The following is an 11,553-nucleotide window of genomic DNA, read 5'->3' on the forward strand; positions in this document are numbered from 1 at the left end:
CACAGGCCGGGTGTTGTCGAAGGTTTCCATCACCCCGGCGAACCCCTTGCCGGGCTCGATTTCTGGGTTACCTAGCAGGTTGTCCTTGGGGATGCGCGCGTTGTCGAACCGGATGACAGCCGTGTCGGAGCCCTTGATCCCGAGCTTGTTCTCCAGCCGCTCGACGGTGACACCCGGGTGTTCGCGCGGCACGATGAACGACTTGATCGCCGGACGGCCCTTCGACTTGTCCAGCGTCGCCCACACCACGATGTGGGTGGCTCGCGAACCCGCGGTGACGAAAATCTTCTCGCCGTTGATCACGTATTCGTCGCCATCCAGCTTGGCTGTGGTGGACACCGCCGCCGAATCGGACCCGAAGGCCGGTTCGGTGATCGCCATTGCCGCCCAGACCCTGCCCAGACGCTGCAGCTGCTCATCAGTGGCCACACCAGAGATCGCCGCGTTACCGAGACCCTGGTAGGGAATCGACAGCATCATCGCCGCGTCGCCCCAACTGGCCTCCAGGGCTTGCAGCACCGCTGCCATGTTGGCGCCGTTACGGTTTTCCTCCTCGCTTTCGCTGCTGCGAAACGCGTCGGCTCCGGCCATACCCAAGGTGTTGGATTCGGCGGCTCCGGCGAACAGGTTCGCCAATGTGTCGAGCTCGACCGGATAGGCGTGCTCCTTGATGTCGTATTTGCGGGCGATCGGTCGCATCATCTCCGCAGCGCCCTGGTGCGCCTTGTCGATCACCGCGTGCAGCTTGCGGGGCAGTTCCAAATTGATTGCCATGATTGGTCTTTCGGTTGCGAACTGAATAACGACTTAGATAACGACAACGCCCTCGGCGACACCGATAGCCCGCAGGTCGCGGTACCAGCGCTCGACGGGGTGTTCCTTCGTGTAGCCGTGGCCGCCGAGCAGTTGCACGCCGTCCAGACCGATCTGCATGCCCTTGTCGGCGCCGAGCCGCTTGGCCAGTGCCGCTTCGCGGCTGAACGGCAGGCCCTGTTCGGCACGGGCCGCGCCGCGCCAGGTGATCAACCGCAACCCATCGAGTTCGATCGCGATGTCGGCGCACATGAACGCTACTGACTGCCGGTGCGCAATGGGCTCGCCGAACGCTTCTCGTTCCTTCACGTAGGGGATGACGTAGTCGAGCACCGCGTGAGATGTCCCGACCGCCAGCGCCGCCCAGCCCAGCCGGGACAGTCCGATGGCCTCGGAATAATCGTCGTCGCTGGCGCCATCCTCACCCAGCCGGGCGTTCACCGGCACCGATACGTGCTCGAGCTCCACTTGACCCAGAGCGGCAGCGCGGATACCCATGCTCGGGTCGGACTTCACGGTTAGGCCTTTGCTCGACGACTCGACGATGAACAATGCGGGCTTGCCGTTGAGTTGGGCTGCGACCACGAACAACTCGGCGTTGGCGGCCGCCGGGACTAGTGACTTGACGCCGTCGAGCCGGTAGCCGCTCGGCGTCCGTACTGCCGTGGTCTTCAGCGCCGTGGGGTCGAACAGTGGCTGCGGCTCGGCGATGGCCACGCAGGCCTGCGGGACGTTCTCGCCGGCGAATTCCTTGAGGTAGGTGGCCTGCTGGTCGGCGCTGCCCCAGTGGGTGAGCGCGGCGGCGACGCCTGCCGGGGCCAGGATCGGCAGGGCCAGCCCCATATCGCCGTAGGCAAGAGCCTCGGCGACCAGCACGTTGGTCACGCTGGAGCGGTGCTCGGCTATACCGTCGAAATCCTCGGGAACGTTGACCGCGGTGATCGCCAACTCCGCTGCCTTGGCGATCAGGTCTTGGGGATAGGTGGTTGCTTCGTCGGCGTCATGGGCCGCCGGACGCAAGATCTCTTCGGCGAACTGCTCGACAGTCTCGACGATGAGCCTTTGGTCGTCGTCGGGCGTCAGGTCGAAGTAATCCTTGCCGCTGGTCTTCAGCCGGGTCGGTCCGCCGCGGAGGCCCTGGACCCGCTTGAACTGACGGGTGGTGGCCCCGGCGGCGGAGAACACCGTCTTAACGCCGTAGCGCAGCGTCCGGTTGAGCGGATCGCGCAGGTTGTATTTGTCCAAGAATTCCTGGCCCACGATGGGCGTAAGGAGGCCCAGCGCGACATCGATGCCGGTCCGCTTGTGCTTGTACTCGCCGACGGCGGTCTTCCGGCCGGCGCGCCTGGAGCGCGGCTTGGAGCCATTTCGGGAGCCGTTTGTCGCGGCGACAGTATTTGCCATATCAGCAGCCTCGGTCGTTGGGGCAGTGCGAATGACTCCTATCTTACTCCAGAGTAAGGTAGCAGTCAGCTGTTAAGTGCTTCACACGCGTGACAGGTCCCGGATGGGAAGCCGCCGCCGGCCCCACTGCTCGGCCGGCCCGTCGTACACGCCAGCGATCTGGCAGGCGCATACCTGGCAGTGGCCGTCATCGGTGAGCCCGTAGCACCGCATCGCGTACCAGTCCCGGACCACGACCGCGGATCCACAGCCGGGACACAATGTGCTGCCGCCTTCGGTGTCGTGGACGTTTCCGGTGTAGACGTATCGCAGGCCTTCACCGATGCCGATCTGTCGAGCGCGGATCAGTGTGCCCGGCGAGGTGGGCGGCGTTTCCATCATCTTGTAGTCCGGGTGAAACGCGGTGAAGTGCACCGGCACGTCGACGCCGAGGTTCTCGCGGATCCACCCACATTCCGCGGCGATCTCTGCGTCGCTGTCATTGCGTCCGGGAATCAGCAGAGTGGTGATCTCTAGCCACACGTCCGTCTCGTGTCGCAGGTAGACCAGGGTGTCCAGTACGTCATCCAGATGGCCGACGCAAACCTTGCGGTAGAAGTCTTCGGTGAACGCTTTCAGGTCGACGTTGGCGGCGTCGATGCGCCGATAAAACTCCGCGCGGGGCTGCGCACACATGTAGCCGGCCGTGACCGCGATTGCTCTGATACCCCGGTCGTGGCAGGCGTCGGCGACATCGGCGGCATACTCCCAGAAGATCGTCGGGTCGTTGTAGGTGAAAGCCACACTGCGGCAACCTAATTCGTGAGCGGCACGCGCGATGTCGCCCGGGCTGGCCCGGCTCGTGAGAGTGTCGATTTCGCGGGACTTGGAGATGTCCCAGTTCTGGCAGAACTTGCAGGCGAGGTTGCAGCCTGCGGTGCCGAACGACAGCACGGCCGAACCCGGCAAGAAGTGGTTGAGCGGCTTCTTTTCAACGGGATCCACGCAGAAGCCGCTCGAGCGCCCATAACTGGTGAGCGTTATCTGGTCGTCGATCCGGCTGCGGACGAAGCACAGGCCGCGCTGGCCTTCGTGCAGCTTGCATGCCCGCGGACATACGTCGCACTGGATCCGGCCGTCGTTGAGGCGGTGCCAGTGTTTCGTCGCAATGGTGAACGGGTCGTCCCAGGCCATGGCATACTCCCGCGGCCCAGGCTACTCGGCAAGCCTGCGCAATACCTGATCGTGCAGCAGGCCGTTAGTCGCCACTGCGCTGCCGCCGTGCGGCCCGGCGGTGCCGTCGAGGCTGGTGAACACGCCGCCGGCCTCGCGAACCAGGATGTCCAACGGCGCCAGATCCCAGACCGAGACCTCCGGTTCGGCGGCGACGTCGACGGCCCCCTCAGCCACCAGGCAGTAGGACAGAAAGTCGCCATAAGCGCGCACCCGCCACATCGCATCGGTCAGCTCGAGGAAGCGGTCCCGCAGACCGAGCTGGGCCCACCCGGACAGGCTGGAGAACGATAAGCTGGCCGAATTCAGCTGCGCCACTGAGGAAACCGAGAGCCGGCGGGCCGGGGCGTCGCCAACCGCTGCGAACGCGCCGACGCCGCCGGCGGCCCACCACCGGCGCTGCAGTGCCGGCGCGCTGACCACGCCGACCCGCGGCACGCCGTCCTCCAATAACGCGATCAGGCTGGCCCACACCGGCACGCCCCGCACAAAATTCTTGGTGCCGTCGATCGGGTCGATGATCCACTGGCGTCCGGCGAAAGTTGTTGACCCGCCGAACTCTTCACCAAGGATGCTGTCGCCGGGCCGGACGCGCCCGAGCGTCTCACGCAAACCAGTTTCGACCGCGCGATCCGCGTCGCTGACTGGCGTCAGGTCCGGTTTGGTGTCGACCTGCAGGTCCAGCGCCCCGAAGCGGGCCAGCGTCACCTCGTCGGCCTGGTCAGCCAGCGCCAACGCCACCGCGAGATCGTCGTCAGGCTGGTTCATGGTGCAGTCCTACCATGGCGTGGTGTGGGAAATCGGTGCGCTGCTGTTGCTGGTCGGGGTCCTCGTGGTGATTCTGGGTCCGCGGTTCATCCGTCGCGGCCCGCGTTCGGATGCGCTCAACGGCACGCTGCTGATCACCGGTGTCAGCCCGCGGCCGGACGCCACCGGCGAGCAGTACGTCACGATCACGGGCGTCATCGACGGACCAACTGTCAACGAGCACGCCGTCTATCAACGTATGGCCGTGAATGTTGACAACTGGCCGACCGTGGGCGATTTGAAGCCGGTGGTGTACTCGCAGCGAAATCCCGACAACTGGACGTTCGCCCCGCCCGACGCCTAGTCCGGTAAAGGGACGCTGTCCGATCCGGCGCTGCTCAGCCGTGGCTGACGTGCAGTAGTTTGGCCAGGCTCGGCAGCTTGACGCGTGGCCGCCCGTGCGGCTCGCCGGCCGATCGCTCATATTCGTCGATCAGCTTCCAGTGCGCGTCGGTGACGAGTTTGGGCTGGCGCGAGTGCAGCCACTCGGCGAGTTTGTCGGCGTGGTCGTCGGGGAAGTCCGCCAGTTCAGTTGCACCAGTCAAATCCGCGATCAGGGTGTCGACGGTGTCCTGGGAGTCCTTTTTGTTAGTGCCGATCACACCGCTGGGCCCGCGCTTGATCCAGCCGACGACATACTCGTTGCGACGGCCCTCGACCCGACCGTTGCTATGCGGGATGGTCGCGCTCTTGTCGTCGAACGGCAGACCGGGAGTCGGCAGCCCGCGATACCCCACCGACCGCACGACCAGCTGAACCGGCAGCTCCTCGCGGTCGCCGGTGTCCTTGGCCGCGACCCGTCCATTCTCGTCGGTGACCAACTCGTTGCGGCCGAGCACGATGCTCTCCACCTTGCCGTCGCCGTTGATCGCGATCGGCGAGGTCAGGAACCGAAACACCATCCGTCGGTGTCCCGGACGCGGCTCGAGGCCCGCATAGCCGCGCAACACCTTGATGTTCTGTTTGGTGGTCTTGCCGGCCGCCTCGAGATCCTCGTCGGTGATGCCCTCCAGCTGGGCGGGGTCAACGATCACGTCGACGTTTTCCAGGTCTGCTAGCTCCCGCAGCTCCAGCGTGGTGAACGCGGATTGCAGCGGGCCGCGACGGCCGATGATCACCACTTCCTCGACACCGCATGGGCGCAGCGATTCCAGGGCGTGGTCGGCGATATCGGTAGCTGCCAGCGCATCGGGGTCGGTGACGAGAATGCGTGCGACGTCGAGTGCGACATTGCCGTTGCCGACGACTACGGCTCGGGCGCCGGACAGGTCGGGGGTCGTCTGCTCAAAGTGTGGGTGGGCGTTGTACCAGCCCACGAAGTCGACCGCGGCGACGCTGCCCGGCAGCTCTTCGCCGGGAATGTTCAAGGATCGATCCGACTGCGTCCCGATCGCGTAAATCACCGCGTCGTAGCGTTCGGCGAGTTCAGCGGCCTCGACATGCTCGCCAACCGCGACGTTGCCGAAGAACCTGAAGCGCGGATCCTCGGCGGTCTTTTCGAACTGCTTGCTGATCGACTTGATCTTCGGGTGGTCCGGCGCGACGCCGGAGCGCACTAGGCCCCACGGCGTGGGCAGCATTTCCAGCATGTCAACGCCGACGTCGATGTCCGCGGACGAGTCGGCGGCTTTCAGCAGCGACGCTGCGGCGAAAAATCCGGACGGACCGGAACCGACGATTGCGACGTGGTAAGGACGCATAATTCTCGATGCTAAACGCCCGCATCGTCGCCGAACGCGAGTACGCCGGTAACGTGATTAGGCGTGGACCCCGACCGCCAGGCCGACATCGCCGCCCTTGACTCCACCCTGACCACGGTGGAGCGGGTGCTCGATGTCGATGGTCTGCGCAGCCGCATCGACAAGCTCGAGCACGAGGCGGCCGATCCCAACCTGTGGGATGACCAGGCCCGGGCGCAGCGGGTGACCAGCGAGCTGTCGCACACCCAGGGCGAGTTGCGCCGCGTCGAAGACCTGCGCCGCCGCCTCGACGACTTGCCGGTGCTCTACGAACTGGCGGCCGAAGAGAGCGGCGCCGCCGCGGCCGAGGCACAGGCCGAGGCGGACGCGGAATTCAAGGCGCTGAGTGCCGACATCGAGGCCATGGAGGTGCGCACCCTGCTGTCGGGTGAATACGACGAGCGGGAGGCGCTGGTCACCATCCGCTCCGGTGCCGGCGGCGTGGACGCCGCGGACTGGGCCGAGATGCTGATGCGGATGTATATCCGGTGGGCCGAACAGCACAAGTACCCCGTCGAAGTGTTCGACACGTCCTACGCCGAGGAGGCCGGGATCAAAAGCGCGACCTTCGCCGTGCATGCGCCGTTCGCCTACGGCACCCTTTCCGTCGAACAAGGCACTCACCGGCTGGTGCGGATCAGTCCGTTCGACAACCAGAGCCGACGGCAGACGTCGTTCGCCGAAGTCGAGGTGCTGCCGGTGGTGGAGACCACTGACCACATCGACATTGCCGAGGGCGACCTGCGCGTCGACGTCTACCGGTCCAGCGGCCCCGGCGGCCAGTCGGTGAACACCACGGACTCCGCGGTTCGCCTCACCCACATCCCGACCGGTATCGTCGTGACGTGTCAGAACGAGAAGTCGCAGCTACAGAACAAGGTGGCGGCGATGCGCGTTCTTCAGGCAAAGTTGTTGGAACGCAAGCGCTTAGAAGAACGTGCTGAACTCGACGCATTGAGGGGGGACGGCGGCAGCTCCTGGGGTAACCAGATGCGTTCTTACGTGCTGCACCCGTATCAGATGGTCAAGGATCTGCGTACGGACTACGAGGTGGGTAACCCGGCTGCCGTTCTCGACGGGGACATCGACGGGTTTCTGGAAGCAGGAATCCGGTGGCGTAACAGAAAAGATGACGACTGATACAACGCTTGCCGCGAAAGTTTTGGCCCATCCGCTGCGTGACGTCTTGCGCGGCGAGGTTCGTGAGTGGTTTCTCACCAGCGGGCTGCGCATCGTCCTACTGCTAATCGGAGCCGTGCTCGCGGCCAGATTCGTCAACTGGGTTGCGCAGAAGGTCACTGAACGTCTGGACGAAGGCTTCGCCGAGAGCGACGCGCTGGTCCGTTCCGAGGCCACCAAGCACCGCCAGGCGGTGGCCTCGGTGATCTCGTGGGTGTCGGTGGTGCTGATCTCGATCATGGTCGCCATTCAGCTGGCCAACATTCTGAACGTCTCGGTGGGCGGGTTGATCGCACCGGCGGCGGTGATCGGGGCTGCGTTGGGTTTCGGCGCCCAGCAACTGGTCAAAGACCTGCTATCCGGTTTTTTCATCATCGTCGAAAAGCAGTACGGCTTCGGTGACCTCGTCTCGTTGACCGTCGCGGGAATCGCCGCTGAGGCACGTGGGACCGTCACGGATGTCACGTTGCGGGTAACCCGGCTGCGCTCCGCGGACGGCGAACTGTTCACCATCCCGAACGGCCAGATCGTGAAAACGGTGAACCTGTCGAAAGACTGGGCGCGCGCCGTCGTCGACATCCCGGTGCAGTCCGGCGCCGACCTCGGCATGATCAACGACGTGCTGCATCAGGCGTGTGAGCATGCGATCGAGGACAAGCTGTTGGGGGAGTTGCTGCTGGATGCGCCCACCATGATGGGAGTGGAAAGCATCGAAGTCGACGCCCTTACTCTGCGATTGGTGGCGCGCACGCTGCCCGGTAAGCAATTCGAGGCCGGTCGGCGACTGCGGGCATTGGTGGTCCACGCGCTTGCCCGCGCCGGCGTCAACACCCCGAGTGAGACACCCGTGACGGTGGGAGCCATCGTACATCCCGCGACGGCTGCGGGCGCCGAGGACGAAACGCAAGGGCCCGACCATTGACGCACTTCATGCTGAACCGGCTGAGACGATCTGACGATGCCGAACGCGGCTGGCCAGGCTACCTGTTCGGTGGGCGCGTGCGGACTTCGACGCTGGTGCTGGTGATCGCGTTTCTCGCGGTGTGGTGGCTATACGACTACCACCGGGATTCCACCCGCTCGAAGCCGACCCAGGTGCCAGCGACCCAAGTGGTGCCGCCGGGCTTCGTGCCCGACCCGGACTACACCTGGGTGCCGCGCAGTCGTGTGCAAGAACCGCCAACCACCGTGACCGTGACACAGACGCCGACAACCACGGCGACTCTGACACCGACGACAACCACCACACCACCGCCGCCGTTCAACCTGCCAACGATCGTGTTGCCGCCGCCGTTCGGTCCGCCCAGCGCGACGACGGCGCCGCCTGCGCCGCCGCCTGCGCCGCCGCCCGGCCAGGTGCCGGCGCCCCCGGCCGCGCCGCCACTGCCCGGCTTGCCCTGATGGCCCGGCTCCTTAGCGCCCGCGGCGCGGGCGCATCATCGCCGGGCGCCCTAACGGCCCGGCCGGCGAACGTCAGCGAAACTCACCATTACACTGGCGACCCGTGATGATCACCTTCGACCATGTCACCAAGCAGTACAAGTCGTCTGCGCGCCCCGCGCTGGACAACGTCAACGTGAAGATCGACAAGGGTGAGTTCGTATTCCTGATCGGCCCGTCCGGCTCCGGCAAATCGACGTTCATGCGGCTGCTGCTGGGGGCCGAGACGCCCACCACCGGTGATGTGCGGGTCTCGAAGTTTCACGTCAACACGCTGCCCGGACGCCACATCCCGAAACTGCGTCAGGTGCTCGGCTGCGTGTTCCAGGATTTCCGGCTGCTGCAGCAGAAGACGGTGTTCGAGAACGTCGCGTTCGCGCTCGAGGTCATCGGCAAGCGTCCCGATCTGATCAACCGGGTGGTGCCCGACGTGCTGGAGTTGGTCGGTCTGTCCGGCAAGGCCAGCCGGCTGCCCGATGAGCTGTCCGGCGGCGAGCAGCAGCGGGTGGCCATCGCCCGGGCCTTCGTCAACCGGCCGCTGGTCTTGCTGGCCGACGAGCCCACCGGGAACCTCGACCCTGAGACCAGCAACGACATCATGGATTTGTTGGAGCGGATCAACCGCACCGGGACAACGGTGCTGATGGCCACCCACAACTACCACATCGTCGACGCGATGCGCCAGCGGGTGGTGGAGCTGTCGGTGGGCCGGCTGGTCAGAGACGAGCAGCGCGGCGTCTACGGGATGGACCGCTAAGTGCGCTTCAGCTTTCTGTTCAACGAGGTCCTGACCGGTCTTCGTCGCAATATCACCATGACCGCCGCGATGATTCTGACGACCGCGATTTCGATCGGCCTGTTCGGTGGCGGGCTGCTGGTGGTCCGATTAGCCGACCACTCGCGCAGCATCTACCTCGACCGGGTCGAGACGCAAGTCTTCCTCAACAACGACATTTCGGCCGACGATGCGACCTGTGCGAGTCCGCCGTGTAAGGCGCTGCGCGAGAAGATCGAGGCGCGTAACGACATCAAATCGGTTCGCTTCCTCAACCGCCAGGACGCCTACGAAGACGCTATTCGCAAGATCCCACAGTTCAAGGACTTAGCAAGCAAGGATGCCTTTCCGGCGTCATTCATCGTCAAGCTGGAAAATCCCGAGCAGCACACCGATTTCGACGCCGCGATGCAAGGGCAGCCCGGGGTAGACCATGTGCTCAACCAGAAGGATCTGATCGATCGGCTGTTTGCTGTGTTGGACGGTCTCAGCAACGCTGCCTTCGCCGTCGCCTTGGTTCAGGCCATCGGGGCGATTCTGTTGATCGCCAACATGGTTCAAGTCGCGGCCTATACCCGTCGCACCGAGGTTGGCATCATGCGGTTGGTCGGCGCCACCCGCTGGTATACCCAGCTGCCCTTCTTGGTAGAGGCCATGGTGGCGGCCACGGTCGGCGTGATCATCGCGCTTGTCGGCCTGATGGTGGTGCGAGCGCTGTTCCTGGACAACGCGCTGAGCCAGTTCTATCAAGCGCATCTGATCGCCCCGGTCGACTACGCCGACATCCTCTACATCTCGCCGCTACTGCTGTTGGTGGGTGTCGCGATGGCCGGGGTTACCTCATACGCGACGTTGCGCCTATACGTGCGGCGGTAGCCGTGGCCAAAAAGCCGGCCGGCAAGTCACAGCCAGGAAGACAGATCCTGGCCAGCAACCGCAAGGCGCGACACAACTACTCAATCTTGGAAACGTTCGAGGCCGGGGTGGTTTTGCTCGGCACAGAAGTAAAAAGCCTCAGGGATGGCAGGGCATCGCTCGCGGATGCATATGCAACCGTCGACGACGGCGAAGTTTGGCTGCGCAACCTGCATATTCCCGAGTATCACCACGGCAGCTGGACCAACCATGATCCCCGCCGGACGCGAAAGCTGTTGCTCCACAGGCGCCAAATTGACGTGCTAATCGGCAAGATACGTGATGGTAACCTCGCGCTGGTGCCGTTGGCGCTGTACTTCAGCGAAGGAAAAGTCAAGGTGGAGCTGGCTTTAGCGCGCGGTAAGCGCGCGCATGACAAGCGTCAGGATATGGCACGCCGCGACGCTCAGCGGGAAGTGGTCCGTGCATTGAGTCGGCGCGCCAAGGGCATGGATTGATTGGCGCCGCCTACGCTCAGCTGTCCGCGGTCAGCTACGGCGTCAGTGACTTCGTCGGGGGTGTGGCTTCCCGGCGGGCGGCTGCGCTGCGCGTCATGCTGGTCACCTACCCGGTGGCCACGGTGCTGCTCGGTGCAGTGGCCGCCACGGCAGGTGGACCGGTCCGTCCCGCCGCCCTGCTGTGGGGCTCGCTGTATGGGGTCAGTCAGGCGGTCGGCGTCTATTGGTTCTACGCCGCCGTCAGCGCCGGACCGATCTCGGTGGTCTCACCGCTTGCGGCGATACTCAATGCAGCCGTCCCCGTCGCCGTCGGCGTGGCGCTCGGCGAGCGGCCGGGGGAGACCGCGTCGGTAGGCGTCGTGTTGGCGATGTTCGCGGTGATCCTGGTGAGCCGTGAGTCGCCCGCCGACGAGGATGTCCGGACCCACCGGTTCACCAGCAAAGTGGCCTGGCTGACGGTCGGCTCGGGTGTCGCGTTCGGGCTGGATTTCGTACTGCTGCACCAGGCTCCGGCGGAGTGCCGGCTCTGGCCGCTGTTCTTCGCCAGGGCGGCGGCCACCGTGCTGGTATTCGCCGTCGCAGCGATGAGCAACAATTTCCAGCTTCCCTCCAGGACACCGCTGCGGCTGGCGGTCGCCGCGGCGCTGCTGGATACCTGCGCCAACATCACCATGCTGCTGGCGATTCAGAGATGGATGCTCTCGTTGGCCAGCATCTTGATCTCGCTGTACCCGGCGACAACCGTCATCCTGGCGATCATCGTGCTGCGCGAACGGGTGACCCGCTGGCAGGCGCTCGGCATGATCCTGGC

The 11,553-nt window shown here is 64.9% G+C and carries 13 protein-coding genes; 8 read left to right on the plus strand and 5 right to left on the minus strand.

What is annotated here, in order from left to right:
• The 4 genes from VEI45_RS11565 to hisN form a co-directional block, all read right to left on the minus strand.
• On the minus strand, nucleotides 1-774 hold a 774-nt coding region (locus VEI45_RS11565; protein WP_324853236.1), incomplete at its 3' end, for an acyl-CoA dehydrogenase family protein.
• Between the two features lie 33 nt (nucleotides 775-807).
• Nucleotides 808-2,217 carry an acyl-CoA dehydrogenase family protein gene (locus tag VEI45_RS11570; RefSeq protein ID WP_324853238.1) on the minus strand — a complete coding sequence of 470 codons (1,410 nt, stop codon included), beginning with the start codon at nucleotides 2,215-2,217 and terminating at the stop codon, nucleotides 808-810.
• A gap of 81 nt (nucleotides 2,218-2,298) precedes the next feature.
• Nucleotides 2,299-3,390, minus strand: coding sequence for an AmmeMemoRadiSam system radical SAM enzyme (amrS, locus tag VEI45_RS11575; RefSeq protein WP_324853240.1), 1,092 nt, complete (start codon nucleotides 3,388-3,390; stop codon nucleotides 2,299-2,301).
• Nucleotides 3,391-3,411: 21 nt separating this feature from the next.
• A complete protein-coding gene (hisN, locus tag VEI45_RS11580) occupies nucleotides 3,412-4,197 on the minus strand; it encodes a histidinol-phosphatase (protein WP_324853242.1) in 786 nt (261 codons plus the stop codon).
• Nucleotides 4,198-4,219: 22 nt separating this feature from the next.
• On the opposite strand from hisN, the gene VEI45_RS11585 reads away from it, so the two are divergent.
• Entirely contained in the window at nucleotides 4,220-4,540 is a 321-nt protein-coding gene (locus VEI45_RS11585; RefSeq protein WP_324853259.1) for a hypothetical protein, read from the plus strand.
• A gap of 34 nt (nucleotides 4,541-4,574) precedes the next feature.
• Here the strand turns inward: VEI45_RS11585 and VEI45_RS11590 are convergent, their stop codons facing one another.
• Complete coding sequence (locus VEI45_RS11590) at nucleotides 4,575-5,936, minus strand: FAD-dependent oxidoreductase (RefSeq protein ID WP_324853244.1); 1,362 nt, start codon at nucleotides 5,934-5,936, stop codon at nucleotides 4,575-4,577.
• Between the two features lie 63 nt (nucleotides 5,937-5,999).
• Here VEI45_RS11590 and prfB point away from each other — a divergent pair, with 63 nt between their 5' ends.
• From prfB to VEI45_RS11625, 7 genes are all read left to right on the plus strand, one after another.
• A complete protein-coding gene (gene prfB, locus VEI45_RS11595) occupies nucleotides 6,000-7,115 on the plus strand; it encodes a peptide chain release factor 2 (protein ID WP_324853247.1) in 1,116 nt (371 codons plus the stop codon).
• Entirely contained in the window at nucleotides 7,105-8,076 is a 972-nt protein-coding gene (locus tag VEI45_RS11600; RefSeq protein ID WP_324853249.1) for a mechanosensitive ion channel family protein, read from the plus strand. The genes prfB and VEI45_RS11600 overlap by 11 nt, the downstream gene beginning before the upstream one ends.
• Nucleotides 8,077-8,084: 8 nt before the next feature.
• Entirely contained in the window at nucleotides 8,085-8,555 is a 471-nt protein-coding gene (locus VEI45_RS11605; protein ID WP_324853251.1) for a hypothetical protein, read from the plus strand.
• 106 nt (nucleotides 8,556-8,661) lie between these two features.
• Nucleotides 8,662-9,351 (plus strand): cell division ATP-binding protein FtsE, encoded by a 690-nt coding sequence (gene ftsE, locus VEI45_RS11610; protein ID WP_324853260.1) that lies wholly within the window; start codon nucleotides 8,662-8,664, stop codon nucleotides 9,349-9,351.
• Nucleotides 9,352-10,245 (plus strand): permease-like cell division protein FtsX, encoded by an 894-nt coding sequence (ftsX, locus tag VEI45_RS11615; RefSeq protein ID WP_324853253.1) that lies wholly within the window; start codon nucleotides 9,352-9,354, stop codon nucleotides 10,243-10,245.
• A gap of 2 nt (nucleotides 10,246-10,247) precedes the next feature.
• Nucleotides 10,248-10,742: an SsrA-binding protein SmpB gene (gene smpB, locus VEI45_RS11620; protein ID WP_324853255.1), complete on the plus strand. Its 495-nt coding sequence runs from the start codon at nucleotides 10,248-10,250 to the stop codon at nucleotides 10,740-10,742.
• The coding region (locus tag VEI45_RS11625; protein ID WP_324853257.1) for an EamA family transporter at nucleotides 10,739-11,553 on the plus strand (815 nt) is incomplete at its 3' end. The genes smpB and VEI45_RS11625, both read left to right, overlap by 4 nt.

The sequence above is a fragment of the Mycobacterium sp. genome (genome assembly GCF_035623875.1).
In the GTDB taxonomy this organism is placed as follows: domain Bacteria; phylum Actinomycetota; class Actinomycetes; order Mycobacteriales; family Mycobacteriaceae; genus Mycobacterium.

Excerpts from the sequence above, each read along its gene's own strand:
- VEI45_RS11600 (WP_324853249.1), top strand. The coding sequence starts at position 7,105 with ATGACGACTGATACAACGCTTGCCGCGAAAGTTTTGGCCCATCCGCTG.
- VEI45_RS11570 (WP_324853238.1), bottom strand. The coding sequence starts at position 2,217 with ATGGCAAATACTGTCGCCGCGACAAACGGCTCCCGAAATGGCTCCAAG.
- VEI45_RS11590 (WP_324853244.1), bottom strand. The coding sequence starts at position 5,936 with ATGCGTCCTTACCACGTCGCAATCGTCGGTTCCGGTCCGTCCGGATTT.
- amrS (WP_324853240.1), bottom strand. The coding sequence starts at position 3,390 with ATGGCCTGGGACGACCCGTTCACCATTGCGACGAAACACTGGCACCGC.
- ftsE (WP_324853260.1), top strand. The coding sequence starts at position 8,662 with ATGATCACCTTCGACCATGTCACCAAGCAGTACAAGTCGTCTGCGCGC.
- hisN (WP_324853242.1), bottom strand. The coding sequence starts at position 4,197 with ATGAACCAGCCTGACGACGATCTCGCGGTGGCGTTGGCGCTGGCTGAC.
- VEI45_RS11605 (WP_324853251.1), top strand. The coding sequence starts at position 8,085 with ATGCTGAACCGGCTGAGACGATCTGACGATGCCGAACGCGGCTGGCCA.